General features: G+C 66.9%; 26 protein-coding genes, 1 tRNA gene and 1 pseudogene. 11 read left to right on the top strand and 17 right to left on the bottom strand.

Features of this window, described 5'->3' with window-relative positions:
- The first annotated feature begins 58 nt into the window (after nucleotides 1-58).
- From OB2597_RS09875 to OB2597_RS09865, 3 genes are read left to right on the top strand one after another with little or no spacing between them, the layout of a single operon-like run.
- Entirely contained in the window at nucleotides 59-442 is a 384-nt protein-coding gene (locus OB2597_RS09875) for an NADH:ubiquinone oxidoreductase subunit NDUFA12 (RefSeq protein ID WP_009805401.1), read from the top strand.
- Between the two features lie 6 nt (nucleotides 443-448).
- Entirely contained in the window at nucleotides 449-898 is a 450-nt protein-coding gene (gene mlaD / locus OB2597_RS09870) for an outer membrane lipid asymmetry maintenance protein MlaD (RefSeq protein ID WP_009805400.1), read from the top strand.
- Nucleotides 895-1,278 carry a DUF2155 domain-containing protein gene (locus OB2597_RS09865; protein WP_009805399.1) on the top strand — a complete coding sequence of 128 codons (384 nt, stop codon included), beginning with the start codon at nucleotides 895-897 and terminating at the stop codon, nucleotides 1,276-1,278. The genes mlaD and OB2597_RS09865 overlap by 4 nt, the downstream gene beginning before the upstream one ends.
- Here OB2597_RS09865 and aat read toward each other — a convergent pair.
- From aat to OB2597_RS09815, 11 genes and pseudogenes are all read right to left on the bottom strand, one after another.
- Nucleotides 1,242-1,895, bottom strand: coding sequence for a leucyl/phenylalanyl-tRNA--protein transferase (aat, locus tag OB2597_RS09860; protein WP_009805398.1), 654 nt, complete (start codon nucleotides 1,893-1,895; stop codon nucleotides 1,242-1,244). The genes OB2597_RS09865 and aat overlap by 37 nt on opposite strands.
- Before the next feature lie 133 nt (nucleotides 1,896-2,028).
- On the bottom strand, nucleotides 2,029-3,378 hold the full coding sequence (gene accC / locus OB2597_RS09855) for an acetyl-CoA carboxylase biotin carboxylase subunit (RefSeq protein WP_009805397.1): 1,350 nt from the start codon (nucleotides 3,376-3,378) through the stop codon (nucleotides 2,029-2,031).
- A gap of 12 nt (nucleotides 3,379-3,390) precedes the next feature.
- Nucleotides 3,391-3,894: an acetyl-CoA carboxylase biotin carboxyl carrier protein gene (accB, locus tag OB2597_RS09850; protein WP_009805396.1), complete on the bottom strand. Its 504-nt coding sequence runs from the start codon at nucleotides 3,892-3,894 to the stop codon at nucleotides 3,391-3,393.
- Nucleotides 3,895-4,132: 238 nt separating this feature from the next.
- Nucleotides 4,133-4,999 (bottom strand): PRC-barrel domain-containing protein, encoded by an 867-nt coding sequence (locus OB2597_RS09845; protein ID WP_009805395.1) that lies wholly within the window; start codon nucleotides 4,997-4,999, stop codon nucleotides 4,133-4,135.
- Between the two features lie 445 nt (nucleotides 5,000-5,444).
- Nucleotides 5,445-7,394, bottom strand: coding sequence for an acetate--CoA ligase (gene acs / locus OB2597_RS09840; RefSeq protein WP_009805394.1), 1,950 nt, complete (start codon nucleotides 7,392-7,394; stop codon nucleotides 5,445-5,447).
- A 97-nt stretch (nucleotides 7,395-7,491) separates the two neighbouring features.
- Nucleotides 7,492-8,247: an ABC transporter ATP-binding protein gene (locus OB2597_RS09835; protein ID WP_009805393.1), complete on the bottom strand. Its 756-nt coding sequence runs from the start codon at nucleotides 8,245-8,247 to the stop codon at nucleotides 7,492-7,494.
- A gap of 85 nt (nucleotides 8,248-8,332) precedes the next feature.
- Nucleotides 8,333-8,473 carry an ABC transporter ATP-binding protein C-terminal domain-containing protein gene (locus OB2597_RS22750; protein ID WP_407636177.1) on the bottom strand — a complete coding sequence of 47 codons (141 nt, stop codon included), beginning with the start codon at nucleotides 8,471-8,473 and terminating at the stop codon, nucleotides 8,333-8,335.
- Nucleotides 8,474-8,578: 105 nt separating this feature from the next.
- Nucleotides 8,579-9,097 (bottom strand): annotated as a pseudogene (locus OB2597_RS09830) (ABC transporter ATP-binding protein); the annotation flags it as partial.
- A 12-nt stretch (nucleotides 9,098-9,109) separates the two neighbouring features.
- Nucleotides 9,110-10,312, bottom strand: coding sequence for a branched-chain amino acid ABC transporter permease (locus OB2597_RS09825; protein WP_009805391.1), 1,203 nt, complete (start codon nucleotides 10,310-10,312; stop codon nucleotides 9,110-9,112).
- Between the two features lie 4 nt (nucleotides 10,313-10,316).
- Nucleotides 10,317-11,339: a branched-chain amino acid ABC transporter permease gene (locus OB2597_RS09820; protein ID WP_009805390.1), complete on the bottom strand. Its 1,023-nt coding sequence runs from the start codon at nucleotides 11,337-11,339 to the stop codon at nucleotides 10,317-10,319.
- Nucleotides 11,340-11,470: 131 nt separating this feature from the next.
- Nucleotides 11,471-12,817, bottom strand: a complete 1,347-nt coding sequence (locus tag OB2597_RS09815; RefSeq protein ID WP_009805389.1) for a substrate-binding protein — start codon at nucleotides 12,815-12,817, stop codon at nucleotides 11,471-11,473.
- A 215-nt stretch (nucleotides 12,818-13,032) separates the two neighbouring features.
- Between OB2597_RS09815 and OB2597_RS09810 the strand changes: the two genes are divergently transcribed.
- From OB2597_RS09810 to OB2597_RS09795, 4 genes are all read left to right on the top strand, one after another.
- Entirely contained in the window at nucleotides 13,033-14,361 is a 1,329-nt protein-coding gene (locus tag OB2597_RS09810) for a helix-turn-helix transcriptional regulator (protein ID WP_009805388.1), read from the top strand.
- 84 nt (nucleotides 14,362-14,445) lie between these two features.
- Nucleotides 14,446-14,814: a response regulator transcription factor gene (locus OB2597_RS09805; protein WP_040609247.1), complete on the top strand. Its 369-nt coding sequence runs from the start codon at nucleotides 14,446-14,448 to the stop codon at nucleotides 14,812-14,814.
- Nucleotides 14,811-15,113 carry a hypothetical protein gene (locus OB2597_RS09800; protein ID WP_009805386.1) on the top strand — a complete coding sequence of 101 codons (303 nt, stop codon included), beginning with the start codon at nucleotides 14,811-14,813 and terminating at the stop codon, nucleotides 15,111-15,113. Before OB2597_RS09805 ends, OB2597_RS09800 begins: the two co-directional genes overlap by 4 nt.
- On the top strand, nucleotides 15,113-17,794 hold the full coding sequence (locus OB2597_RS09795; protein WP_009805385.1) for an ATP-binding protein: 2,682 nt from the start codon (nucleotides 15,113-15,115) through the stop codon (nucleotides 17,792-17,794). Before OB2597_RS09800 ends, OB2597_RS09795 begins: the two co-directional genes overlap by 1 nt.
- 503 nt (nucleotides 17,795-18,297) lie before the next feature.
- Here OB2597_RS09795 and OB2597_RS09790 read toward each other — a convergent pair.
- From OB2597_RS09790 to OB2597_RS09775, 4 genes are read right to left on the bottom strand one after another with little or no spacing between them, the layout of a single operon-like run.
- Nucleotides 18,298-18,717: a TIGR01244 family sulfur transferase gene (locus OB2597_RS09790; RefSeq protein ID WP_009805384.1), complete on the bottom strand. Its 420-nt coding sequence runs from the start codon at nucleotides 18,715-18,717 to the stop codon at nucleotides 18,298-18,300.
- Between the two features lie 9 nt (nucleotides 18,718-18,726).
- Nucleotides 18,727-19,161 carry a DUF6691 family protein gene (locus OB2597_RS09785; RefSeq protein ID WP_009805383.1) on the bottom strand — a complete coding sequence of 145 codons (435 nt, stop codon included), beginning with the start codon at nucleotides 19,159-19,161 and terminating at the stop codon, nucleotides 18,727-18,729.
- Nucleotides 19,161-19,586 carry a YeeE/YedE family protein gene (locus OB2597_RS09780; RefSeq protein WP_009805382.1) on the bottom strand — a complete coding sequence of 142 codons (426 nt, stop codon included), beginning with the start codon at nucleotides 19,584-19,586 and terminating at the stop codon, nucleotides 19,161-19,163. The genes OB2597_RS09785 and OB2597_RS09780 overlap by 1 nt, the downstream gene beginning before the upstream one ends.
- A 60-nt stretch (nucleotides 19,587-19,646) precedes the next feature.
- On the bottom strand, nucleotides 19,647-20,510 hold the full coding sequence (locus OB2597_RS09775; protein WP_009805381.1) for an MBL fold metallo-hydrolase: 864 nt from the start codon (nucleotides 20,508-20,510) through the stop codon (nucleotides 19,647-19,649).
- 298 nt (nucleotides 20,511-20,808) lie between these two features.
- Here OB2597_RS09775 and OB2597_RS09770 point away from each other — a divergent pair, with 298 nt between their 5' ends.
- Nucleotides 20,809-21,024, top strand: coding sequence for a hypothetical protein (locus tag OB2597_RS09770; protein ID WP_009805380.1), 216 nt, complete (start codon nucleotides 20,809-20,811; stop codon nucleotides 21,022-21,024).
- Between the two features lie 127 nt (nucleotides 21,025-21,151).
- Here OB2597_RS09770 and OB2597_RS09765 read toward each other — a convergent pair whose 3' ends face one another.
- Nucleotides 21,152-21,367 (bottom strand): hypothetical protein, encoded by a 216-nt coding sequence (locus OB2597_RS09765; protein ID WP_009805379.1) that lies wholly within the window; start codon nucleotides 21,365-21,367, stop codon nucleotides 21,152-21,154.
- Nucleotides 21,368-21,490: 123 nt separating this feature from the next.
- Between OB2597_RS09765 and OB2597_RS09760 the strand changes: the two genes are divergently transcribed.
- Nucleotides 21,491-21,766 carry a DUF2312 domain-containing protein gene (locus OB2597_RS09760; protein WP_009805378.1) on the top strand — a complete coding sequence of 92 codons (276 nt, stop codon included), beginning with the start codon at nucleotides 21,491-21,493 and terminating at the stop codon, nucleotides 21,764-21,766.
- 4 nt (nucleotides 21,767-21,770) lie between these two features.
- Here the strand turns inward: OB2597_RS09760 and OB2597_RS09755 are convergent, their stop codons facing one another.
- Entirely contained in the window at nucleotides 21,771-22,646 is an 876-nt protein-coding gene (locus OB2597_RS09755) for a hypothetical protein (RefSeq protein ID WP_009805377.1), read from the bottom strand.
- 91 nt (nucleotides 22,647-22,737) lie between these two features.
- Between OB2597_RS09755 and OB2597_RS09750 the strand changes: the two genes are divergently transcribed.
- Nucleotides 22,738-24,396 (top strand): ABC transporter permease, encoded by a 1,659-nt coding sequence (locus OB2597_RS09750; protein WP_009805376.1) that lies wholly within the window; start codon nucleotides 22,738-22,740, stop codon nucleotides 24,394-24,396.
- Between the two features lie 54 nt (nucleotides 24,397-24,450).
- Nucleotides 24,451-24,526, top strand: a tRNA-Thr gene (locus OB2597_RS09745).
- The last annotated feature ends 31 nt before the right edge of the window (nucleotides 24,527-24,557 follow it).

The following is a 24,557-nucleotide window of genomic DNA, read 5'->3' as shown; positions in this document are numbered from 1 at the left end:
CGCTGGACCTCGCGGCGGGAATGGGCCATATCAGGGGAAAGTTCTTCGGAGGCTTGGCATGGGCATTCTCAACTCCCTTCTGCGTGCGGCGACGTGGTGGCATGGCGCCACGCTGAACACGATGCTCTATACCCGGCGCAAGGGGACCAAGGTCGGCGAGGACGATGCCGGAAACACCTTCTACACGACCGCCGACGGCAAGAAGAGGTGGGTGATCTACAACGGCGAGGCCGAGGCGAGCCGGGTCAGCCCGGACTGGCATGGCTGGCTGCACCACACCTATGACGAGGTTCCGAGCGAGACGCCGTTCAAGCGCAAGGACTGGGAAAAGCCCCATCTTCCGAACCTGACCGGCACACCGCAGGCCTATGCGCCCGCCGGCTCGATCCGGCGGCCTGAACCTGCCACCCGGCAGGATTACGAGGCCTGGAGCCCGGAGTAAGGGGCGATGTCCCGCACCACCACCGAAGTCGTCGTCGGCGGGGCCGTGCTGGCCCTGGCCCTGGGGTTCGCGGTCCATGCGGGCCGGATCGCCGGGATCGGCGGCAGCCCCGCGGGCTATCCGCTCTCCGCCTCCTTCCGGTCGGCCGAGGGGGTCGCCCTCGGAACGGACGTGCGTCTTGCCGGGGTGAAGGTCGGCTCGGTGACGGGCATCGACCTCGACCCGGCGACCTTCCGGGCAAGGACCACCTTCACCGTGCGCGACGGCGTGGAGATACCCGACGACAGTTCGGTCGTCATCTCCTCGGAAGGGCTGCTCGGCGGCAATTTCGTCGAGATCCTGCCGGGGGGATCCCCGTTCAACTATGCCGAGGGCGACGAGGTTCTGGACACGCAGGGCGCCGTGAGCCTGGTGTCGCTGCTCATGAAATTCGTCGCGGGGGGCGACGGGCAATGAGGTGCGGCGCCGCCCTTGCGCTTGGCCTGGCCCTGGCCGCCCTGGCCGCGCCGGTCGCACCGCTCCGCGCGCAGGAGGACGTGTCGGTCGGCACGGGGGCGGTGCTGCGCGGGCTGGACAAGATGAATGGCGAGACGCGCGACGTCTCGGTCCCCTCGGGGACGGCCGTGATGGTGGGCAAGCTGTCGATCACGATGTGGGAATGCCGCTATCCCGCGGGCAATCCGGCGGGCGACGCCTACGCCTTCATGACGATCACCGAGCCGGCCAAATCCTCGGATCCGATCTTCTCGGGCTGGATGGTGGCCTCGTCCCCCGCGCTGAACGCGCTGGACCATTTCCGCTACGATGTCTGGGTGTTGAGCTGCACGACCTCCTGACCCGAAGCGGGCAGGGCGGGCGTGGTGAAGGCGGCCGGATGCACCAGCGCCTCGGCCAGGCGTGACCGGTATTCGGCACGGCTGACCTCGATCCCGCCGAGCGAGGCGAGGTGCGGCGTCAGGAACTGCGTGTCGAAGAGTTCGAACCCGCCGTTCCGTAGATGCGCGACCAGCCAGGCGAGGGCGATCTTCGAGGCATCGGTGCGGCGCGAGAACATGCTTTCGCCGAAGAAGGCGCCGCCCAGGGCGACCCCGTAGACGCCGCCGATCAGCGCGCCCTCGCGCCAGACCTCGAGCGAATGGGCATAGCCGCTGAGGTGAAGCTGGTGGTAGAGGGCCACGATGCGGCCGCTGATCCAGGTCTCGTCACGATCCGCACAGCCGTCGAGGACGCCGGTGAAGTCACGGTTGATCGTAACATTATAGTCGTCGCGCCGGAGAGCCCGGGAGAGCGAGCGCGAGGTGCGGAACCCGTCGAGCGGTATGATGCCCCTTCGGCGCGGTTCCACCCAGAAGATCTCGGGGTCGTCCCGGTGCTCGGACATCGGAAAGATACCCGACGCGTAGGCATGCAGCAAAAGGTCCGGCGTCAGATCGCTGGCGTCGTGGTCTTTCATGTCAGCCCCGGTTTTCCACCTGTCCGTTGCTCATCTTACACGGCGATTGGCGGAAAGCGAGTATCTCGCGACGCTTGGTGCGGCACCTGCCGGGTATTCCAGGCGCACCATTGCACGCGACAGGCCCCCCGTGTCAGCCCAGCTTGCCCTGGGCCAGCCAGTGCTCGAGCCAGTGGATGTTGTAGGTGCCGGACTGGATGTCCGGTTCCTGCAGCAGGGCGTTGAACAGCGGCACAGTGTTCTCGACACCATCGACGATCAGCTCTCCGAGCGCGCGGTCGAGCCGGGCGAGGGCCTCGGGGCGGTCGCGGCCGTGGACGATCAGCTTGCCGATCAGGCTGTCGTAATAGGGCGGGATGGAATAGCCGTCGTAGAGCGCCGAATCCATCCGCACGCCGAGGCCGCCGGGCGCGTGATAGGCGGTGATCCTGCCGGGGCGCGGCGCGAATTCTGGCAGCTTTTCCGCATTGATCCGGACCTCGATGGCATGGCCGTTGATGGTCAGGTCGTCCTGGGTGAAGGACATCGGCAGCCCCTCGGCCACGCGGATCTGTTCGCGCACGAGATCGACGCCGAAGATCGCCTCGGTTACCGGATGTTCGACCTGCAGGCGGGTGTTCATCTCGATGAAGTAGAACTCGCCGTTTTCATAGAGAAACTCGATCGTGCCGGCGCCGGCATAGTTGATCCGGGCCACGGCATCGGCGCAGACGCGGCCGATCTCGGCGCGCTCCTCGGGGGTGATGCAGGGGCCGGGCGCCTCTTCGAAGACCTTCTGATGGCGGCGCTGGAGCGAGCAGTCACGCTCGCCCAGGTGGACCGCCTGGCCCTTGCCGTCGCCGAAGACCTGGATTTCGATATGCCGCGGCGTGGTGAGGTATTTCTCGATATAGACCTCGTCGTTGCCGAAGGCCGCCTTGGCCTCGGAGCGCGCGTTCTGAAAGGCGCTTTCGAGTTCCTGCTCCGAGCGGGCCACCTTCATGCCGCGGCCACCGCCCCCGGCGGTCGCCTTGATGATGACGGGATAGCCCATCTCGCCGCTCAGCTTCCGCGCGGCGGCCAGATCGGGGACACCGCCGTCCGAGCCAGGCACACAGGGCACGCCGAGCGCCTTCATCGTGTCCTTGGCGGTGATCTTGTCGCCCATGACGCGGATATGTTCGGCCGTGGGGCCGATGAAGGTGATGCCGTGATCCTCGACGATCTGCACGAAGGCGGCGTTTTCCGACAGGAAGCCGTAGCCGGGGTGGATCGCCTGGGCGCCCGTCACCTCGGCCGCCGCGATGATCGCGGGGATGTGCAGATAGCTTTCCGATCCCGAGGGGGGGCCGATACAGACGGATTCATCCGCCATGCGCACATGCATCGCATCGGCATCGGCGGTGGAATGGACGGCGACCGAGCGGATGCCCATCTCGCGCGCGGCGCGAATGACCCGCAGGGCGATCTCACCCCGGTTTGCGATCAGTATCTTCTCGAACATGCGCCGCGGGCCTTATTCGATGATCATCAGCGGCGCGCCGTATTCCACGGCCGCCTTGTCTTCGACGAGGATGCGTTTCACCACGCCGGCGCGCGGCGCGGGGATCTGGTTCATCGTCTTCATCGCCTCGACGATCAGGAGGGTCTGCCCCTCGCTGACGCTGTCGCCGACCTTGACGAAGGCCGGGGCGTTCGGTTCGGGCTGCATGTAGATCGTGCCCACCATAGGCGAGGTGACGGCGCCGGGGTGCTGGGCCGGATCGTCCATCGCGTCGGCCGTGGCCGGGGCTGCGCCGTGATCGCCCGTGGGCGCCGAAACCGGTGCCGGGGCCGCGGGGGCAAGCGCCGGCATCGGGGCGGGGGCCGCGTATTCGACTTTTTTCGAAACCCGGACGTTCAGGCTGTCGTCTTCGCCGTAGTCGCGCTTGACCTCGATCTCGGTCAGTTCGTTGTCGCGCAGCAGTTCCGCCAGCGCCTTGATGAAGGCCACGTCGGCTTCGGTCGTCTTGTTGGTCATGCAGATCCTCGCCAGAGGTTACGGGCCGTCTTGTGCGGCTTTGTCGCTCATAATTGGCCCGCTTATAAGGCAAGTCTCCGGGGGAGAAAAGCGCAGACGGCACGTGCCGGTCTCTCGCGGCCGCGGCGGGACCGCGGCGCCGGACATGGGGGGCCGGTCATCCCGCCGGGTCGGGCGCGGCCCCGGCATGAAAAAGGGGCCGCCGGAACGGCAGCCCCCTAAGGTCATGGTAATTTTCTTACGAGCGGCCCAGGCTGACCGTCGCATCGCTTTCGAGCGAGGTCGCGGTTTCGTCGTTGTATTCGGCCATGCTCTCGAGCTGTTCGCTCGTGTAGCCCCGGGCGGTGATGGTGTCGCCGTCGTACATCAGTTCGGTCACCGGAAGAGCGACATTGTGCTCACCCAGTCCGAAGAACCCGCCGACACCGACGACTGCCATGGTTTCACCGTTGATCTCGACCACATCGTCGATCTCGCCGATGGATTCCCCGGCCGAGCTGGCGACGTCGAGCCCGATCAGGGTGCCTGCGGTCGTCTCGCTGCTTGCGCCGCCCGTCAGACCGGCGTCGTTTTCCGCCATGTCGGTCGTGCCGGTATCGGCCGTCGTGTCATTGGTGATGTCGGTATCCGTCGCGTCGTCCGCCAGATCGGTCTCGGCGTTCATGCCGGTCGCGGCATCTGCGGTTGCCGAGCCATCATCCATCTGGCTGTCGTCCTGCGCGGTCTGCGTATCGACCGATGCGGACCCCGAGGCGTTCGCGTTCGTGCCGGCGTCGGTCCCGGCGTCGGCGGTCGCATCCGTGTCGAATTCGTCGGTGGCCGCGTCGGAGCCGGCATCAGCGGACGCAGTGGTGTCGGCGTCGTCCGTGGCCGCGTCGATTTCGGCGTTCGCGGTGGTGCTGGTGTTCAGTTCGTCCGTCGCCGTGTCGGCTTCGGCATCCGCCGAGGTGCTGCCGTCGAACTGCGTGTCCACCCCGTAGGTGCTTGCGGTGGAATCGACATCCGACGACCCGATGTTGGAGGTATCGACCGACTGGGCGGCTGCGGGTGCGGCGAGGCTGATCACGGCAACACCGGACATCAAGAGGGTCTTGAGATTGGTCATTGCTAGTCTCCTTTCTGCTTCGCCGGACCAACACCGCGCGGAGGGTATCGTTCCAACCCGATATGGCGCGGCGGCGAGAACTTGCGGGAGCGATGCCGTAGAAAGGGGAATTGTGTCCTGTGAACGCGCGTGTCGCAGCCATGTGGCACGGTAACTCATTGGAATATTTAGTCCGGGGCAGTTCGCTGCCGATGGGGAATCGCCGGGTTCCATCACAAGATAGTTCACGGTGGAAACACGCCGGTTCCAGGATCGGGCGCCTCCGGACGTAGGCCGCAGCGCGGTTCGACGATCTTCGATCCCGGGCTTCCGCGACGGTCGCCCGGGCGGCTCAGGCGACCGGAGCGAGGCCCGGACCGGCGCCTCGGGGCGGTCGGTCCCGCAGGGCAGCGGACCGAACCGTGATCCTCACGCTTCGGTCCGCCATCCGGGTGGACGGGTGGTGTCAGCGGTTCATGCGGTTCTCGATCAGGTCGTCGACCACCGAGGGGTCGGCCAGCGTCGAGGTGTCGCCAAGCGCGCCATAGTCGTTCTCGGCGATCTTGCGCAGGATCCGGCGCATGATCTTGCCCGAGCGCGTCTTGGGCAGGCCCGGGGCCCACTGGATCAGGTCCGGCGAGGCGATGGGGCCGATCTCGGTGCGGACCCAGTCCCGCAGTTCCTTCTTCAACTCGTCCGAGGGCTCTTCGCTGTTCATCAAGGTGACGTAGCAGTAGATGCCCTGGCCCTTCACGTCGTGGGGATAGCCGACCACCGCGGCCTCGGCGACCTTGGAATGCGCGACAAGGGCGGATTCCACCTCGGCCGTGCCCATCCGGTGGCCCGAGACGTTGATGACGTCGTCGACCCGGCCGGTGATCCAGTAATAGCCGTCCTCGTCCCGGCGGCAGCCGTCGCCGGCGAAGTAATAGCCCTTGTAGTCGGAGAAATAGGTCTTCTCGAACCGTTCATGATCGCCCCAGACGGTGCGCATCTGTCCCGGCCAGCTGTCCTTGATGGCCAGAACCCCCTCGCACTTGGTTTCCTCGATTTCCTCGCCGCTGGTCGGTTCCAGCACGACGGGTTGGACGCCGAAGAAGGGCAGGGTGGCCGAGCCGGGCTTGGTCGGCGTGGCCCCGGGCAGGGGGGTGATCATGTGGCCGCCGGTTTCGGTCTGCCACCAGGTATCGACGATCGGCAGTCGGCCCTTGCCGATCTTGTCGTTGTACCAGTTCCATGCCTCGGGGTTGATCGGTTCGCCGACGGTGCCCAGCACCTTCAGCGAGGGCATCTCGAAGCCGTCGACGAATGTGTCGCCGGCCCCCATCAGGGCGCGGATCGCGGTCGGCGCGGTGTAGAACTGGTTGACGCCGTGTTTCTCGATCACCTGCCAGAAGCGGGAGGCGTCGGGATAGGTCGGCACGCCCTCGAACATCAGCGTCGTCGCGCCGTTCACCAGGGGGCCGTAGAGGATGTATGTGTGCCCGGTGACCCAGCCCACGTCCGCGCCGCACCAGAAGACATCGCCGTCATGGTAGTCGAAGGTCAGCTGCTGCGTCATTCCGGCGTAGAGCAGGTATCCGCCCGAGGAATGGACCACGCCCTTGGGTTTGCCGGTCGAGCCGGAGGTGTAGAGGATGAAGAGCGGATCCTCGGCGTTCATCGGCCGGGCGGGGCAGTCCGGAGCCACGTCCTCCATCATCGCCTTCACGTCGACGTCGCGGCCTTCGATCCAGGTGGTCTGGTCGCCGGTATGCTTGACGACGAGGCAGCGCACCTTGTCCGAACAATGCAGGAGCGCGGCATCGGTGTTCGACTTCAGTGCGGTCCGCTTGCCGCCCCGCGGGGCGGTATCGGCGGTGATGACGACCTTGGCCTCGCAGTCGTTGATCCGGTTGGCCAGCGCGTCGGGGCTGAAGCCCGCGAAGACGACCGAATGGATCGCGCCGATGCGGGCGCAGGCCAGCATGGCATAGGCGGCCTCGGGGATCATCGGCAGGTAGATCACGACGCGGTCGCCGCGCATCACGCCCTGGGCCAGCAGCACGTTGGCAAAACGGCAGACCTTTTCGTGCAGCTGGTTGTAGGTGATGTGCTGCGCCTCGTCGCCCGGCTCGTCCGGTTCGAAGATGATGGCGGTCTGGTCGCCCCGGGTGTCGAGATGGCGGTCGATGCAGTTGTGCGCGACGTTCAGGACGCCGTCCTCGAACCATTTGATCGAGACGTTGCCGAGGGTGAAGTCGGTGTTCTTGACCGTCGAGAAGGGCTCGATCCAGTCGAGGCGCTTGCGGGCCTCTTCGGCCCAGAACGTCTCGGGGTCGCTGATCGAGGCCTTGTACATCTTCTCGTACCCGGCGATGTCGACATGGGCGTTCTTCACGAGTTCGGCCGAGGGCGGGTAGGTCTGATCGGTCATCACAGATCCTCCATTCTTCCAGTGCATGACGTGCCTTACGTGCCTTGCAAGGCGGTGCCCCGTGCCGCTCCTCACCGGCGCGGGGCGCGGGCCATCCTCAGATGGCCAGGTATTCTTCGCGCAGTTCGGCGTTGCCGAGCACCTCTTTCGCGCTGCCGTCGAAGACGACGGAGCCGGTATCAAGGATCACGGAACGGTCGGCGAGTTCAAGGGCCCGGACGGCATTCTGCTCGACGAGGATGGTGGTGATGCCCTGTTCCTTGATGACGCGCAGGGTCTTCTCGATCTCGTCGACGATGACCGGCGCGAGACCCTCGTAGGGTTCGTCGAGCAGCAGCACCTTGATGTCGCGGGCCAGGGCGCGGGCGATGGCGAGCATCTGCTGTTCGCCGCCCGACAGCGTCACGCCTTCCTGCTTGCGGCGTTCGCCGAGGCGGGGGAAGAGCTCGTAAAGCCGGTTGATCGACCAGCCGACGGGCGGGGCGATCTGGGCGAGCTGGAGGTTTTCCTCGACCGTGAGGCCGGGGATGATGCTGCGGTCCTCGGGCACGAGGCCGATGCCGCCCTGCGCCGCCTGGTGCGAGGCCATGTTGTGCAGCGGCTGGTGGTCGAGCCAGATCTCGCCATGGGTGACCTGCGGATTGTCCATCCGCGCGATGGCGCGCAGGGTCGAGGTCTTGCCGGCGCCGTTGCGGCCCAGCAGGGCGAGGATCTCGCCCTCGTGCACGTTGAACGAGATGTTCTGCACGATGTAGCTTTCGCCGTAATAGGCTTCCATGTTCCAGACCGACAGGAAGGCCGGGGCTGTCTCGGCATAGTTCCTGCCCTTGGAGAAGTCGGGTTTGACGTTCATGTCTTTCGTCCTTGTCCTGCGACGGGGAGGCGATCCCGCCCCATGAATAACCTGTAGGGTGGGGGTCCGCCCCACCCCGTCCGGCCTAGGCCGCCACTTGAGACTCGCCCAGATACGCCTCGCGCACCTTCGGGTGGCCCTTGATCTTCTCCGGCGTGTCCTCGACCAGGGGCGTGCCCTGGGCCAGGACCGTGATCCGTTCGGCCAGCGAAAAGACCACGTGCATGTCGTGTTCGATGATGGCGATGGTGATGTCGCGGTCCTGCTTGATCTTCTTGAGCAGGTCGATCGTGTTGTTGGTGTCCGACCGCGACATGCCGGCGGTCGGTTCGTCCAGCAGCAGCAGGCGCGGGGACTGGGCAAGGCACATCGCGATCTCGAGCCGCCGCTTGTCGCCGCGCGACATCGAGGCCGAGTGCATGTCGCGCTTGTCCTGGAGATTCATGCTCTCCAGCATGTCCTCGGCCGTCGCGACGATGTCCCTCTCGCTCCACATCGAGCCTACGGCGTGCATCCGGAAGGCGCCGTCGCGCTGCGCGAAGCAGGCGATCATCATGTTCTCCATCACCGTCAGATCGCCGAAGATCTCGGGCGTCTGGAACACGCGGGAGATGCCCATCTGGTTGATCTCGTAGGGCTTGCGGCCCAGCACCGACTGGCCGTCGAACATGACGGATCCGGTGTCGGGGATCAGCTTGCCGACGAGCACGTTCAGAAGGGTGGACTTGCCCGCCCCGTTCGGCCCGATGATGGCATGGACGGTGTTCTCCGCCACGCTCAGGTTGACGTCGCCGAGCGCCTGAAGGCCGCCGAACCGCTTGTTCACGTTCTTGACTTCGAGAATTCCCATGTCTCTCGCTCCTTATTCGGCGGGTTCGGTCGTGGCCGACTTGGCGGCGCCCGAGGGTTTCTTGCCCCGGAAGAGGCGGCCGATGCGCTGGCCGCCCTCGACCAGGCCGCCCGGCAGGAAGATCACCACCAGCATGAAGATCACGCCGAGGGTGAGGTGCCAGCCCTTGCCCACGAAGGGATAGACGAGGGTGATGACGAAGTCCTCGAGCCCGTCGGGCAGGAAGCCGAACCAGCCGTGCAGGACGCTTTCGTTGATCTTCGAGAAGATGTTCTCGAAATACTTGATGAGTCCCGCGCCCAGCACGGGCCCGATCAGGGTGCCGGCGCCGCCCAGAATGGTCATCAGCACGACCTCTCCGGAGGCGGTCCACTGCATCCGCTCCGCCCCCGCCAGGGGGTCGACGGCCGAGAGCAGCCCGCCGGCCAGTCCGGCATACATGCCCGAGATCACGAAGGCGGCCAGCGTGTAGGGGCGCGAGTTCAGGCCGGTGTAGTTCATGCGCTGCTGGTTCGACTTGACCGCGCGCAGCATCAGCCCGAAGGGCGAGCGGAAGATGCGGATCGCCAGGTAGAAGCAGAGCAGCATGATCACCGCGCACATGTAGTAGCCCACGTTGAACTGGAATTCCCATGCGCCCAGTTCCATCCGGTGCGTCGCGCGCATCGACAGGCCGAATAGATGCGGCAGGTCGGGCAGGCGGTCGCTGTGGAACCACTGCGGATCGTCGGCATAGACCTGAAGCCCCGTCTCTCCGTTGGTCAGGTTGAACTTGGGGTTCGACAGGACCGAATAGGCGAGGGCAAAGGACATCTGCGCGAAGGCGAGCGTGAGGATCGAGAAGTAGATCCCCGAGCGGCGCAGGGTGATCACCCCGATCAGCAGGGCGAAGAGCCCCGAGACGACGATCGACAACAGGATGCCGGGCAGGACGTTGTAGCCCAGCAGCTTGAACATCCAGACGCAGGCATAGGACCCCACGCCGAGAAAGGCGGCGTGCCCGAAGGAGAGGTATCCGGTCAGGCCGAAGAGGATGTTGAAGCCGATGGCGAAGATGCCGAAGATGACGAACTTCTGCATCAGGTCGGGGTAGCCCGCGTTGAACTGGGCCATCCCGCTTTCCGTCGGGAACGGGTTCAGGAGGAAGGGGGCCGCCATCGTCAGGATGGCGACGATGATCAGCAGGCTGAGGTCGTGTTTTTTCAGGCCGAGCATTGGATTAGTCCTCCATCACGCCTTTTTTGCCCATCAGGCCGCGCGGCCGCGTGAGAAGGACAATGATTGCAACGAGGTAGATGATGATCTGGTTGATGCCGGGGATCGTCGTGGTGGCCCAGGTGGTCGAGGCGAAGGCCTCGAGGATGCCCAGCAGGAAACCGGCCAGGACCGCCCCGGGAAGCGAGCCCATGCCGCCCACGACCACCACCACGAAGGACAGCACGAGGAAGTCCATGCCCATGTGATAGTTCGGCGCGTTGATCGGCCCGTACATCACGCCCGCCAGGCCGGCGATGGCGGCGGCCAGGCCGAACATGATGGTGAAGCGACGGTCGATGTCGATGCCCAGAAGCTGCACGGTCTCGCGGTCGGCCATGCCGGCGCGGACAACCATGCCGAAGGTGGTGAACTGCAGGAAGGCGAAGGCGCCGAAGATCAGCAGCAGCGAGAAACCGATATAGACGAGACGCCAGATCGGATAGGCGATCTGCAGGCCGAGGGCGCCGCCCAGGTTCGCCACGCCGGACAGGGCGTCGGGGGCGGGGGTCTGGATCGGATTGGCGCCGAAGTAGAACTTGACGATCTCCTGCAGCACGATGGCCAAGCCGAAGGTCACGAGGATCTGGTCGGCATGGGGGCGCTTGTAGAAGTGCTTGATGAGTCCGCGCTCCATCACATAGCCGATGACCAGCATGATCGGGATGGCGAAGAGGATGGCGAGCGGGACGGACCAGTCGATGATGGTGGCGCCCACCTCGGGGCCGAACCAGCTTTCGACATAGGGGGTCTTGACCTTCAGCGGGTTGCCCAGGAAATCCTTCTGTGTCGGATCCACCGTCTCGAAGCTGAGGTTCAGCAGCTTGCTGAGGGTGACCGAACAGAACGCCCCGATCATGAAGAGCGCGCCATGGGCGAAATTGACCACGCCGAGCGTGCCGAAGATCAGCGTCAGTCCAAGGGCGATCAGCGCATAGGCCGATCCCTTGTCCAGGCCGTTCAGGATTTGGAGGATGATTGCGTCCATGGACCCCACCTAGATCTGGCGTTTTGAATGCATGTATCCGGTCCGGTTTCTCAGGCCGGTTCCGGTCCGCCGCGACTGCGGAGACTGCGTGCGGAATGCAGGGTGGGTCTGAAACCCACCCTGCGGGAGCGTCAGGCGCCCGGGTTGCACTGCCCGAGGTTGCCGCCGGCGAACATCGGGTGATCGGGTGCGTACTCGACCTGAGCCCGCGGCGTGACCTCGACCACTTCGAGAAGGTCGAATTCCGAGGTCGGGTTCTCCTTGCCGCGCACGACCAGGACGTCCTTGAAGCACTGGTGGTCCTCGGCGCGGTAGAGGGTCGGGCCGTTGCCCAGCCCGTCGAATTCGAAGCCTTCCAGGGCCTCGACCACGGCGCAGGGGTTGAACGACCCGGCCCGTGCCACGGCGTCCGCATAGAGCAGCGTCTGCACATAGCAGGTGTGCGCGGCCTGGGACGGCGGGAAACCGTACTTGGTGCCGAAGGACTTGACGAAGGCCTGCGAGGCCTCGTCCTGCAGCGACCAGTGCCAGTTCGTCGAGCCCAGGATGCCCTTGACGTTCTCGCCCGCGCCCCGTGCCATCAGGCGAGAGAAGAGCGGGACGACGATCTCGAACTGCTTGCCGTCGACCATCTTTTCCCGCAGGCCGAACTGAACGGCGTTGGTCAGCGAGTTGACCATGTTGCCGCCGTAGTGGTTCAGCACCAGCACGTCGGCGCCCGAGTTCAGGACCGGGGCGATATAGGACGAGAAGTCCGTGGCGGCGAGCGGCGTCAGCACGTTCTCGACCGTGGTCCAGCCGAGCGCCTCGGTGGCGGCGGCGATCGATTCCTGCTGCGTCCAGCCCCAGGTGTAGTCGGCCGTCAGGTGATACGCCTTGCGATCTTCGCCGTACTGCGCGGCAAGCACCGGGGCGAGAGCCGCGCCGGACATGTAGCCGTTGAAGAAGTGACGGAAGCCGTTGGCCTTCTTGTCCTTGCCGGTGGTGTCGTTCGAATGGGTCAGGCCGGACATGAAGATGACGCCCGCCTCCTGGCAGAGGCCCTGCACCGCGATGGCCACGCCCGAGGACGAGCCGCCGGTGATCATGACCGCGCCGTCCTTTTCGATCATCGACTTGGCCGAGGCGCGGGCGGCGTCGGATTTGGTCTGGGTGTCGCCGGTGACGTATTCGACCTTCTTGCCCATGATGCCGTTGCCTTCGAGCACCTGCGAGCTGAAGGTGTTCATCATGCCGCCGTCGCCTTCACCGTTCAGGTGCTCGACGGCCAGCTGGTAGGCGCGCAGTTCGTCGGCGCCCTCATCCGCGTAGGGGCCGGACTGGGGCACGTTGAAACCGAGGGTCACGGTGTCGCCCTGGGGGGCGTTGGTAAAGCCGGAGTGGCTGGCGGCGGACAGGTAGGTCGGCAGCGCGAGACCCACACCGGCGGCAGCGCCGGTCTTGAGTACGCCACGACGCGACAGAGTCGGTTTGGTCATGAGTATCCTCCCGATTATTTGGATGCGGGCCCGCCTCCTCTGCGGGCCCGTCGGCACTATTGTGCAAAGATGTTATGACAGACGCCGCGTAAACCGGGCAACAACCTGTTTGAAACGCTGAATTTTTTTGTAAACAAATGCACAGGGTCGTGGTAGGTTCTGTAAAGAAATTATTTCGCACTGCAGAAAGCCGTTGAAACGGCAGGGGAAATGCCATGCCGGGGTCGGGATTGATCGGAAGCCGCATCCGCGAGCGGCGCACCATGGTGGCGATGCGGCAGGCCGATCTCGCGCGGAAGGTGGGGATCTCGGCTTCCTACCTCAATCTGATCGAACACAACCGGCGCAGAATCGGCGGCAAGCTGCTGCTGGACATCGCCGCCGTGCTGGGCGTCGAGCCGGTACACCTCTCAGAAGGGGCCGAGGCGGCGCTTGTCGCCACGCTGCGCGAGGCTTCGGCCGCGCAGCCCACGGCCGGGGCCGAGGTGGAGACGGCGGACGAATTCGCGGGGCGCTTTCCGGGATGGGCGCGGCTGGTCGCGGATCAGAACGCCCGGATCGGACGGCTGGAGCAGGCTGTCGAGGCGCTGACCGATCGGCTGGCGCACGACCCGCACCTGGCGGCCTCTCTCCACGAAGTGCTCTCGACCGTGACGGCGATCCATTCCTCGGCGTCGATCCTGGTGGAGACCCGCGAGATCGAACCGGAATGGCGCGATCGGTTCCACCGCAACATCCACGAAGACAGCGCGCGCCTGGCCGAGGGGGCGCAGCGCCTGGTGGACGAACTCGACGCCGGGCAGCGGCGGGAGGTCACGCTGAATTCGCCCCAGGACGAGGTCGACGCCTTCCTGGACGCGGCCGGCCACAGCTTCCCGGCGCTCGAGGCGGGCGGGCGACCTGAGGAGGTGCTGGCGGAGGTCGATTTCGGCACCACGGCGGCCCGGGCCCTCGCGCGGGACCGGGTGGGCCGGATCGCGACGGATGCGGCGCGGCTGCCGCTGGAGCGCCTGGCCGAGGCGCTGGACGCTCTTCCGGAGGACGCGGCGGGACGGGAGGGGCCGGATCCCACGGTGCTCGCAGAGCATCTGGGCGTGTCGCCCGGCCTCGTGATGCGGCGGCTCGTCGCCCTGCCGGACGATCTGCAGGACCGCCTGCTGCCGGCGGCGCCCGGGCTCGTCATCGCCGATGCCTCGGGCACGCTGCTCTACCGGCGCGAGGCCGCCGGGTTCTCCCTGCCGCGTTACGGGGCGGCCTGCCCGCTGTGGCCGCTCTTCGCCGCCTTCACGCGGCCGATGTTCCCGATCCGGCAGCGCCTCCGGCTTGCCGGGCGCAGCGAGGGGACGTTCCTCACCCATGCCGTGGCCGAGCCGGACCAGGCGCTGCGTGCGGATGCCGACCCGGGGCTGCGCGCGCATATGCTGATCTGGCCCGCGGACCACGACGAGGAAGAGCCCCCTCGCGTCGGCGTGACCTGCCGGATCTGCCCGCGCGAGACCTGCGCCTCGCGGCGCGAGCCCTCGATCATGGCGCGCGGGGCGTGACGGGGCTTTGACACGCGCGTGATCATCGGGCAGGCTTCACATCCGACCGGCCTGCCGGCGATCCGTACCGTGGGAGGGGGCGGGATGGATAGAACGGTTCTCTTGATCGAGGACGAGCCCAACATCATCGAGGCGATCGGTTTCATCCTGTCGCGCGACGGATGGCGCGTGGCCACCCATTCCAACGGTGTCGATGCCGTGGGGGCCATCGAGACGCGCAAGCCGGATCTCGTCATACTCGATGTCATGCTGCCCGGGCGCTCAGGGTTCGACATCCTGCGCGACCTGCGCGCCGGGGCGGGGACGGCGGACCTTCCGGTGCTGATGCTGACCGCGCGGGGGCAGGCGCAGGACCGCGAGATGGCGGCCGCGCTCGGCGCGAGCCGCTTCATGGCCAAGCCGTTTTCCAACGCCGAGGTGCTGGAGGCGGCCAACGCGCTCGTCCGCCCATGAGCGAGAGGCGCGGTCCCCTGTTCCTCGGGCGGGTAAGCTACCGCCAGCGCCGCCTTGCGGATGCGGCGCGGCTGATGCCGGTGCTGGGCGCGATCCTGATGGCGCTGCCGCTGCTCTGGCCGCGTGCGGGTGAGGCGGGAACACCGCCCACCTCGGTGGCGATGATCTACATCTTCGGCGTGTGGACGCTGCTGACGGTGCTGGCGGCCCTGCTGTCGCACTGGCTCGACCCGACATTCGACGCCGCCACGCGCGAGGAGCCGCCCGCCGAGGCCGGCGACCCGGCCCGGGGGGACTGATGGTCTCGCTCAACCTGCTGATCGCCGTCTGCCTTGGCTACGTAGCCGTGCTGTTCCTCGTTGCCTTCGGCGCCGAGCGGGCTGCGCTGCGGGGGCGGGCGGCCTGGCTGCGCTCGCCCCTGGTCTATACGCTGTCGCTGTCGATCTACTGCACGGCCTGGACCTTCTACGGCGCGGTCGGCTACGCGGCGCGGTCGGGGATGGAGTACCTGACGATCTACATCGGGCCCTCTCTGGTCATGGTGGGATGGTTCTGGGCGGTCCGCAAGCTGGTGCGGATCGGGCGCAGCCAGAACATCACATCGGTCGCCGACCTGATTTCGTCCCGCTATGGCAAGTCGACGCTGCTGGCCGTGCTGGTCACGCTGCTCGCCGTGGTGGGGACGACGCCCTATATCGCCCTTCAGCTGCAATCCGTGACGCTGTCGGTGGCGAGCTTTTCGCAGGCGGATGCGACGGCGCGGCCGCTGCCCGACCAGAACTCGACGGCGTTCTGGGTGGCGGCAGGGCTGGCCTTCTTCACCGTGCTCTTCGGGACGCGCAACCTGGATGCCAACGAACGGCACCATGGCGTGGTGATGGCGATCGCCGTCGAGGCGGTGGTCAAGCTCTTCGCGCTGCTGGCCGTCGGGGTCTTCGTGGTCTGGGGCATCGGCGGCGGCATCGGCGAGACGCTGGCCCGGATCGACGCCTCGCCGCTGGGAGAGTGGCACGTCGTGCCGGACCGGTGGCTGGCGCTCTCGGCGCTGTCCGCGGCGGCCTTTCTCTGCCTGCCGCGGATGTTCCAGGTCATGGTGGTCGAGAACGAAGAGGAGGGCCACCTGCGCACCGCCGCCTGGGCCTTTCCGCTCTACCTCATGCTGATGAGCCTCTTCGTGGTGCCGATCGCGGTCATGGGGCTCGATGTGCTGCCGGCGGGGGCGAACCCGGATCTCTTCGTCCTGTCGCTGCCGCTGGCCGAGGGCAGGAGCAACCTGGCGCTCTTCTCCTTCATCGGCGGCTTTTCATCGGCGACCTCGATGGTGATCGTGGCCTCGATCGCGCTGTCCACCATGGTGTCGAACCATATCGTCATGCCGATCTGGCTGTCGCGGCAGGCGGGTGGGGCGATGGTCTCGGGGGATGTGCGGTACGTGGTCATCCTGGCGCGGCGCCTGTCGATCATCGGGGTGCTCGCGCTCGGCTATCTCTACTACAGGATCTCGGGCGGTGGCGCCGCGCTGGCGGCCATCGGCCTGATCTCGTTCTCGGGGGTGGCACAGTTCCTGCCGGCGTTGCTGGGCGGGCTGTTCTGGCGCGGCGCGAACCGGATCGGCGCGCTGGCGGGGCTGATCGTCGGGGGGCTGATCTGGCTGTGGTGCCTGTTCCTGCCGAGCTTCGGGCCGGACATGATCCTGAGCTCGGGAACGATGACCGAAGGCCCCTTCGGCCTGGGCTGGCTGCGGCCCTACGCGCTGTTCGGCATCGTCGGGCTGGACTCGCTGGTGCACGGGGTCTTCTGGTCGCTGCTGCTGAACACGGTGGTCTTCGTGATGGCATCGCTCGCGACCTTTCCGACCCCGATGGAGCGGTTGCAGGGCGCGCAGTTCGTCAACATCTTCGACCACAGCGCCGCGACGCGCGGCTGGTCGGGCGGCATGGCGCAAAGCGAGGATCTGATGATCATGGCGCAGCGCATCCTCGGCGCGACCGAGGCGCAGGCGCTGTTCCGGCAGGCGGCGCGGGCGCAGGGGTTGCAGGGCTACCTGCCGGAGCCGACGTCGGATTTCCTCCAGATGCTCGAACGGGAGCTGTCAGGCTCGGTCGGGGCGGCGACGGCGCACGCGATGATCGGGCAGATCACCGGCGGCGCCAATGTCTCGGTCGAGGACCTTCTCGCCGTGGCGGACGAGACGGCGCAGATCATGGAGCATTCAAGCCAGCTGGAGGCGAAGTCGGATGAACTGGCCCGCACCGCGCGGCAGCTGCGGGCGGCGAACGAGAAGCTGACCGCGCTGTCGGTGCAGAAGGATGCGTTCCTGTCGCAGATCAGCCACGAACTGCGGACGCCGATGACCTCGATCCGCGCGTTTTCCGAGATCCTGCGGGACACCGATACGCTGGATGCGGCGGAAAAGACGAAATACGCCGACATCATCCATGGCGAGGCCGTGCGGCTGACCCGGCTGCTGGACGACCTGCTGGATCTGTCGGTGCTGGAGAACGGACAGGTGCGGATGAACATCGCGCCGGGCCGCCTGCGTCCGATCCTCGATCATGCCATCGCGGCCTCCGGCGTGGATCGCGGCCGGCTGACCATCCAGACGGGCGGCGCGCTCGAGACCGAGATCGCGACCGACCGGGACCGGCTGGCGCAGGTCTTCATCAACCTGATTGCCAATGCGCAGAAATACTGCGACGCCCGGACGCCGGTCCTGACCATCGCGGCCCGCGAGATGGAGGGGCTGCTGATCGTCGATTTTACCGACAACGGAACCGGTGTGGCGGCCGATGCGCAGGACATGATCTTCGAGAAATTCAGCCGGATCGGCCACCAGCAGGCCGGCGGGGCCGGGCTGGGGCTGGCGATCTGCCGCGAGATCATGGTGCGCCTCGGCGGGTCGATCACCTATCTTCCGGGGCAGCAGGGCGCGGCCTTCCGCCTTACCCTGCCGCTTCGGGACGCGATGGCGGCGCAGTAGGGGTACCGTGACGCGGTAACGGAATGGCAACTCCCTGCGGCTAGAGTGATTGCGGTGAGACAATCGTAGGGGTGCTCATCGCGATTGCACATCATGGGGAAAAGGACGGCGCGTGCGCGGTGTCACCCCGCCGGTCAGGGGCTGCGAACGCTTCGCCGGATGAATGGTCCGGGTGTCCTTCGAGCGGTTCCCTTGCCCTTGCCGGGCGCGAGCAGTGGCCCGGTGCCGAGCCGGCCGCATTGGCGCGTCGCACCGGGCGCGCCGCCGGTCGTGGGCGAGGCAGACCGGCCGGTCGAAGCCACCGCCCGGTTCCCGTCGCCTGACCCCGGAACCGGCTCCGCCGGTCGTTACGCCGTTTTGGGCGGTGCGCGGCGCTGCCCCGGTCCGATCCGCCTCCGGACCCTCTGCCGAGGGGGCCGTGGTGTCGGATGGGGCACCGGAGGCCGCGGAGGTGGTTTCGATTGCGGGGTCAAGTAGACCGACCTGCCCGGAAGCGGTCGGGGTCAGCCCTGTTCCAGCCGCGGGCGCAGGCCCGAGAGATCGTAGCCTGCCTTGCCGGCGGTAGCGAGGATCTCGTCCGCCGGCATCCCCTCGGCAGCCCGGCCGAGCGACCAGATCACGGTGCAGCGGGTGCCCGAAGCGCAATAGGCCAGCACGGGACCGGCGGCCCCCTCGATCGCTTCGGTCTGGCGGCCGATGTTCTCGGGCGTCATCGTCTGGTGCGTCAGCGGGATATCCACGAACTCCAGACCGGCGTCCCGCGCGGCCTTTTCCATTGCCGCGGCCTGCCATTCAGGCGGGTTCTCGGCGTCGGGGCGGTTGCAGATGACGGTGGTGAAACCGGCGGCGCGGATCGCCTCCATGTCCTCGGGCGCGATCTGCGGCGAGACGCTGTAGCGGGGGGTGACCTGACGAATATCCATGATCCAGCCTTATTCCGCCGGCACCGGGCTGTCCAGACGCGCCTTGAGGCCCGGCGCGACCATCATGCCCAGCAGCATCGCCGCAAGGAAGACGATGCCGGAGATCCCGCCGAAGCCGAGCGAGGCGATGGCGGGGCCGGGGCAGAGGCCGGCCAGTCCCCAGCCCATGCCGAAGAGGGTCGAGCCGAGGATCAGCCGCCGGTCCAGTTCCGGCATCGGCGCGGCGGGAAACTGCCCGCCCGCGACGGGTCGGCCGGCCACCCGTGTCAGCCGCCAGGCCAGTGTCATCGGGAGGATCGCGCCGCCCATGACGAAGGCGAGCGTGGGATCCCAGTTGCCGAAGACGTCGAGCCAGCCCTGCACCCGGGTCGTGTCGGTCATGCCCGAAATATAGAGCCCGGCCCCGAAAAGGGCCCCGGACAGCAACGCGAGAAGCAGGCGCATCAGATCACCCCCAGTACGTGGCGGAAGAGGGCGATCGTGAGACCCCCCGCCAGGATGTAGAAGACGGTCGCGACGATGCCGCGCAGCGAGAAGCGCGAGATGCCGCAGACACCATGACCCGAAGTGCAGCCATTGGCGATGCGGGTTCCGGTGCCCACCAGAAGCCCCGCCGCCACCAGCACGAGGAGGTTCTCGGTGGCCCGGGTCTCGGGCGTGCCGACCACGCCCATGAGCACAAGCGGGGCCAGGAAGGCCCCGGCGAGAAAGGCGATGCGGGTCCATCGGTCGCCGTGGCCGCTGCCATCGACGAGCCCGCCGATGATGCCGCTGGCGCCCATGATCCTGCCATTGCCCAGCAGCAGCACGGCCCCCGCCAGGCCGATCAGCAGTCCGCCGATCAGGCCCATGATCCATTCCGGTTGCATGTCGTCAATCCTTTTCGTTTTCTTTGCCGCACCGTCGCGCGTCCCCCTGTCGCCCGGGACTCAGAGCTTGTCCACCGGCACCTTGAGATAGACGTCGCCGCTCTCGTCCGGGGGCGGCATCCGGCCCGCGCGCATGTTCACCTGCAGAGAAGGGATGATCAGCCGGGGCATCGCCAGCGTCGCGTCGCGGTCGTCGCGCATCCGGACGAATTCGTCCGCCGACCTGCCGTCGCCGACATGCACGTTGCGCGCCTTCTGCTCGCCCACGGTCGTCTCCCAGGCATATTCGTCGCGGCCCGGGGCCTTGTAGTCATGGCCGACGAAGATGCGGGTCTCGTCCGGGAGGGCGAGGATCTTCTGGATCGAGGCATAGAGCATCTCGGAAGAGCCACCGGGGAAATCGCAGCGCGCGGTGCCGAAATCGGGCATGAAGAGCGTATCGCCCACGAAGGCGGCGTCGCCGATCACATAGGTCAGGCAGGCCGGGGTATGGCCGGGGGTATGCAGGACATCGCCGCGCAACTGGCCGATGTGAAAGCTGTCGCCCTCGCGGAAGAGCCGGTCGAATTGCGATCCGTCGCGCTGGAACTCGGTGCCTTCGTTGAAGACCTTGCCGAAGGTGTCCTGCACGAGGCGGATGTTCTCGCCGATCCCGATGCGACCGCCAAGCTCCTGCTGGAGGTAGGGCGCGGCCGAGAGGTGGTCGGCGTGGACGTGGCTTTCCAGAAGCCACTGGACCTCATAGCCCCTGTCCCTGACGAAGGCGATGATCGCATCGGCCGACCGGGTGTCGGTACGGCCCGAGGCATAGTCGAAATCCAGGACGGAATCGACGACGGCGCAGGCGGTGCCCTGCGGGTCGCGCAGGACATAGGAGATGGTGTTCGTGGCCTCGTCGAAAAAGGCGGTGACTTCGGGGCTCATGGTGCGCTCCTTGTGGCTCGGGTGTACATATATCGTTTTCAGAATGTATCGCAAGGGCGTTGTTCCGGTTCCCGGGCGGTGGTTGGCGAGGGACCGCGAATTTCGACCCCCGGTTGCATTCCGTCGTTGGCTTTTGGCCCGGTCCGGATTATTCTGACGTCACGTCGAAGGCCCGAGGGAGGATGGGGCTTTCGGTGGTTCCGCATTACGGCCATTGCAGCTGCTTGGGGGCAGACGACGGGCCACAGGGACGGGCAGGGCCCGATCCCCAGACCTGCATTCGGGAGGAGACCGACGGATGACTGCTGACGAACTGGAACGCGAGACCCACGCATTGATCGAAGAGATCGCCAACAAGGCGCCGGGGAACCGGCATCATCACCTCGGCCGTCTGCATCAGGTGATGGGGGCCTATACGCGCGCAGGCCGCGCCGCGCCGGCGACGCTGCGCCGGTTGCTCGACGAACTGACGACCGAGGCGGTCGAATCCCGCTTCGAGAACGTGCCTGTGTAGGGTGCTCGTCCATAATGATCTGTAGCCACCGGGGCCGCACGGCATGCGTGCGGCCCTTGTGCTTGCCGCCACCTGACGGGGATCCGTGCGGGGCGGGGCACTGCACCCTGCCGGCGCGGCCCTGCTCTCAGCCCAGGAAGATCCCCAGGATGACGATCATCAGGCCGATCACCGACAGGAAGAGCGCGCCCAGGTTCAGGGGCAGCACCTTGGCGACCTCGGCCCTCAGCGCCTCGTCGTCCAGCCCGGCCCGCTTGGCGCGGAGCACCCGCAGAATGCAGTAGCCCAGTCCCGCGAGTCCGGCGAGTGAGACCGCCGCGCCGATCCAGATCAGGATGTCCATGTCATGCTTTCCCCGCCCTCGGTCGGCCTCCGCCTAAGCCATCTCCGCGCGCTTGCCAAGCCCCGGGCGGGGCGCTAGTCAGAAGACCTTTCCGACGGCATGACAGAGCAGGAGCCAGGGGCGATGACCGACAATCCGGACGTGATCGACAACAGTACGGAGAACTACCGTGTGACCGCAGGCGAACTCCGCCAGTTCATCGAGCGGTACGAACGGCTGGAAGCCGAGAAGAAGGATATCGCGGACCAGCAGAAGGAAGTCATGGCCGAGGCCAAGGCGCGCGGCTACGACACCAAGGTGATGCGCAAGGTCATCGCCCTGCGCAAGCGCGACAAGGACGACATCGCCGAGGAAGAGGCGGTTCTTGAGATGTACAAGGAAGCCCTGGGCATGAGCTGACCGGTCAGGGTCTGAGAACGCGGACGCCGTCCTGGCCCTCGATCTCGGCCAGGTCCTCTTCATAGGCGTCGGTCAGATATTCGAAGACCTCCTGCGGCCAGGGGGGCATCTCGATGTCCTCCTCGAGCGCGTCCTCGATGGCGTATTTGTCGAGGAAGGCGAGGATCGCCTTGCGTTTCTGCGCCTCGGTCATCGTGGGATTGGCCGCGAAATAGGCCCGGAACCGCTTCATCCCTTCGCGTGACATGATTTCGCTCAGCAGGTCGAAGGCGCCGCGGATTTTCTGTCCCTCGGGGAGACCGGCCATGGCGCGGACGATCTCGCCGAAGATCAGCGGGCTGTCCTCGCTGCACCAGACCGTCAGCGGCATGTCGGGCGCGATGACGCGGATGCGCCGGACGAGGTCGGACCAGCGCAGCGTGCCGGGATCCGTCCCCCCCAGCACCTTCTCGAGCGAGGTTCCGGCCGAGGCGGCATGGACGGCGGGAATGAAGGTGCCGGGATCGCGGATGGCGAGGAACAGCTCGATCCTGCAGTCGGGGAACAGCTGGCGCAGATCCGCCAGGCGCTGTTCGGCCAGCGGGTAGAACTGGCCCTTGCCGATGGACATGTGCGGCACGCCGAAGAAATTCTCGTTCGACAGGATGACGTGCTCGGCCTCGTCGCTGTCCAGGATCGCGTCGAGCAGGACGTCGCCGGCCTCGTCCGACGGGTCGACCCGGTCGAGCGCGTGGATCGCCTCGCGCAGGAGAACGCGGTACTTCCCGGGCGGCGGGACCGAGACGCCACGGGCGAGCAGGTCGTCGCGATTGCGGGCCAGCGCCCTGGCCAGCTTGCCCTCCTCCGTGCAATGTGCCCCAAGGTGCAGCACGATCTTCATGCCGGGGCGTCCTCCTGTCCGGTCCCTGTCCGATGGACGACTATAGAGGATCGGCTGGACAGTAAAACCTGTTTCGGGCAACAGGCATGTCATGCAGACCGCCCGATCCGCCCCCTCCCGGACGCTTCTCCGGCTGCCGTCGCTCTGGTCCGCGGGCGCGGCCGTCATCGCCTGCGTGGTGCTTGCGCCGATCCTGGCGGTGATCTGGATCGCGCTCTCGCCGGTGCTGGGCGGCGAGAACCTGGTACAGGTCTGGCCCGCGACCCTGCCGCGCTATCTGCGCACGACGATCCTGCTGATGTCCGGCGTGGGGCTGGCCACTGCGATGGTCGGGACGGGGGCGGCGTGGCTGGTGGCGCGCTACCGCTTCCCGGGCGCGCGCTGGATCGAATGGGCCCTGCTGATGCCGCTGGCGGTTCCCGCCTATGTCGGGGCCTATGCGCTGGTCGACCTGCTGGAATATGCCGGACCGGTGCAAACCTTCCTGCGCGGGCTGATGGGCTGGAACTCGGCCCGCGACTACTGGTTTCCCGAGATCCGGTCGCTCGGCGCGGCGATCGTCGTGCTGTCGGCGGCCCTCTATCCTTACGTCTACCTGCTGACCCGGGCGGCGCTGCGCGAACAGTCGGGCGGGGGGGAAGAGGTCGCCATGTCTCTCGGGGTGGGGCCCCTCGGCCGGTTCCGGCGGGTGGCCCTGCCGCTGGCGCGGCCGGCCATCGCCGCGGGTGTCGCCATCGTCATGATGGAGACGGTCAACGACTTCGGCACGGTGGACTATTTCGCCGTCCAGACCCTGACCACGGGCATCTTCACCACCTGGCTCGAGGCCAACTCCGCCCCCGGCGCCGCCCAGATCGCCTGCGTGGTGCTGGCCCTCGTGGTCGCACTTCTGCTGGTCGAGAGGGTCTCGCGCCGGCGCTCGCGCTTCTACCTGCTGTCCAGCCGGCACCGGCCGGTCACTCGGCAGCCCTTGCGCGGCGTGGCGGGCTGGGTCGCGGCCTTGCTCTGTTTCATCCCGATCTTCCTGGGGTTCCTGCTGCCGGCGGGCGTGATCCTCTCGCATGCGATCGGGCACTTGGATTTCTGGGCGGAGCCCGGCCTGATCCTCGCGCTCTGGCACACCGTGGCCGTCGGCGGCATCGCGGCGGCGGTGACGGTCCTCGCGGCGGTGTTCCTGGTCTACGGGGTGCGTCTATCGGGCCAGTCGCTGCCCCGGCGGCTCCTGCCGGTGACGACGATCGGTTACGCCGCGCCGGGGGCGGTTCTGGGGGTCGGCATCCTGATCCCGCTGGCCCGGATCGACCACTGGATGGCGGACGGGGTGGAGGCGGTGACCGGCTTCGACATCGGGCTCGTCCTGACGGGATCGGCCTTTGCCCTGGTGCTGGCCTACACGGTGCGCTTCTTCGCCATCGCGCAGGGGGCGGCGGACGGGGCCTTCGGCCGGGTCACGCCGTCGCTGCCCATGGCCGCGCGGTCGCTGGGCCGCACGCCGCGGCGCGTCCTGCGCGAGGTCTATGCCCCGCTGATCCGAGGTTCGCTCGCCTCGGCGCTGCTGCTCGTGTTCGTGGACTGCGTCAAGGAACTGCCCGCGACGCTGCTGCTGAGGCCGTTCAACTACGACACGCTGGCGACGCGGGTGCATGAACAGGCCAGCCTGGAACAGCTTTCGCGGGCCAGCCCGGGGGCGGTGCTGATCATGCTGGTCGGGCTGGTCGCGGTCGGCCTGCTGGCACGGGCGAACCGCTGACGAATGCACTTGATCCGGAGAGGGCGAGCGCGTAGACACGCGCCACCTTGGCATGCCCCTATAGCTCAGCTGGTAGAGCAACTGATTTGTAATCAGTGGGTCCGCGGTTCGAGTCCGTGTGGGGGCACCAAAGTTTCCCTGGAAAAGGTATCTGCATGGCG

The sequence above is a fragment of the Pseudooceanicola batsensis HTCC2597 genome (assembly GCF_000152725.1).
In the GTDB taxonomy this organism is placed as follows: Bacteria; Pseudomonadota; Alphaproteobacteria; order Rhodobacterales; family Rhodobacteraceae; genus Pseudooceanicola; species Pseudooceanicola batsensis.
The sequence above is the reverse complement of the archived record's forward strand: the minus strand, read 5'-3'. Positions and strand labels throughout refer to the sequence as shown.

Bases quoted from the DNA above. Each gene is read 5' to 3' on its own strand.
- OB2597_RS09875 (WP_009805401.1), top strand. From the start codon at position 59: ATGGGCATTCTCAACTCCCTTCTGCGTGCGGCGACGTGGTGGCATGGC.
- mlaD (WP_009805400.1), top strand. From the start codon at position 449: ATGTCCCGCACCACCACCGAAGTCGTCGTCGGCGGGGCCGTGCTGGCC.
- OB2597_RS09865 (WP_009805399.1), top strand. From the start codon at position 895: ATGAGGTGCGGCGCCGCCCTTGCGCTTGGCCTGGCCCTGGCCGCCCTG.
- aat (WP_009805398.1), bottom strand. From the start codon at position 1,895: ATGAAAGACCACGACGCCAGCGATCTGACGCCGGACCTTTTGCTGCAT.
- accC (WP_009805397.1), bottom strand. From the start codon at position 3,378: ATGTTCGAGAAGATACTGATCGCAAACCGGGGTGAGATCGCCCTGCGG.
- accB (WP_009805396.1), bottom strand. From the start codon at position 3,894: ATGACCAACAAGACGACCGAAGCCGACGTGGCCTTCATCAAGGCGCTG.
- OB2597_RS09845 (WP_009805395.1), bottom strand. From the start codon at position 4,999: ATGACCAATCTCAAGACCCTCTTGATGTCCGGTGTTGCCGTGATCAGC.
- acs (WP_009805394.1), bottom strand. From the start codon at position 7,394: ATGACCGATCAGACCTACCCGCCCTCGGCCGAACTCGTGAAGAACGCC.
- OB2597_RS09835 (WP_009805393.1), bottom strand. From the start codon at position 8,247: ATGAACGTCAAACCCGACTTCTCCAAGGGCAGGAACTATGCCGAGACA.
- OB2597_RS22750 (WP_407636177.1), bottom strand. From the start codon at position 8,473: ATGCACGTGGTCTTTTCGCTGGCCGAACGGATCACGGTCCTGGCCCAG.
- OB2597_RS09825 (WP_009805391.1), bottom strand. From the start codon at position 10,312: ATGCTCGGCCTGAAAAAACACGACCTCAGCCTGCTGATCATCGTCGCC.
- OB2597_RS09820 (WP_009805390.1), bottom strand. From the start codon at position 11,339: ATGGACGCAATCATCCTCCAAATCCTGAACGGCCTGGACAAGGGATCG.
- OB2597_RS09815 (WP_009805389.1), bottom strand. From the start codon at position 12,817: ATGACCAAACCGACTCTGTCGCGTCGTGGCGTACTCAAGACCGGCGCT.
- OB2597_RS09810 (WP_009805388.1), top strand. From the start codon at position 13,033: ATGCCGGGGTCGGGATTGATCGGAAGCCGCATCCGCGAGCGGCGCACC.
- OB2597_RS09805 (WP_040609247.1), top strand. From the start codon at position 14,446: ATGGATAGAACGGTTCTCTTGATCGAGGACGAGCCCAACATCATCGAG.
- OB2597_RS09800 (WP_009805386.1), top strand. From the start codon at position 14,811: ATGAGCGAGAGGCGCGGTCCCCTGTTCCTCGGGCGGGTAAGCTACCGC.
- OB2597_RS09795 (WP_009805385.1), top strand. From the start codon at position 15,113: ATGGTCTCGCTCAACCTGCTGATCGCCGTCTGCCTTGGCTACGTAGCC.
- OB2597_RS09790 (WP_009805384.1), bottom strand. From the start codon at position 18,717: ATGGATATTCGTCAGGTCACCCCCCGCTACAGCGTCTCGCCGCAGATC.
- OB2597_RS09785 (WP_009805383.1), bottom strand. From the start codon at position 19,161: ATGCGCCTGCTTCTCGCGTTGCTGTCCGGGGCCCTTTTCGGGGCCGGG.
- OB2597_RS09780 (WP_009805382.1), bottom strand. From the start codon at position 19,586: ATGCAACCGGAATGGATCATGGGCCTGATCGGCGGACTGCTGATCGGC.
- OB2597_RS09775 (WP_009805381.1), bottom strand. From the start codon at position 20,510: ATGAGCCCCGAAGTCACCGCCTTTTTCGACGAGGCCACGAACACCATC.
- OB2597_RS09770 (WP_009805380.1), top strand. From the start codon at position 20,809: ATGACTGCTGACGAACTGGAACGCGAGACCCACGCATTGATCGAAGAG.
- OB2597_RS09765 (WP_009805379.1), bottom strand. From the start codon at position 21,367: ATGGACATCCTGATCTGGATCGGCGCGGCGGTCTCACTCGCCGGACTC.
- OB2597_RS09760 (WP_009805378.1), top strand. From the start codon at position 21,491: ATGACCGACAATCCGGACGTGATCGACAACAGTACGGAGAACTACCGT.
- OB2597_RS09755 (WP_009805377.1), bottom strand. From the start codon at position 22,646: ATGAAGATCGTGCTGCACCTTGGGGCACATTGCACGGAGGAGGGCAAG.
- OB2597_RS09750 (WP_009805376.1), top strand. From the start codon at position 22,738: ATGCAGACCGCCCGATCCGCCCCCTCCCGGACGCTTCTCCGGCTGCCG.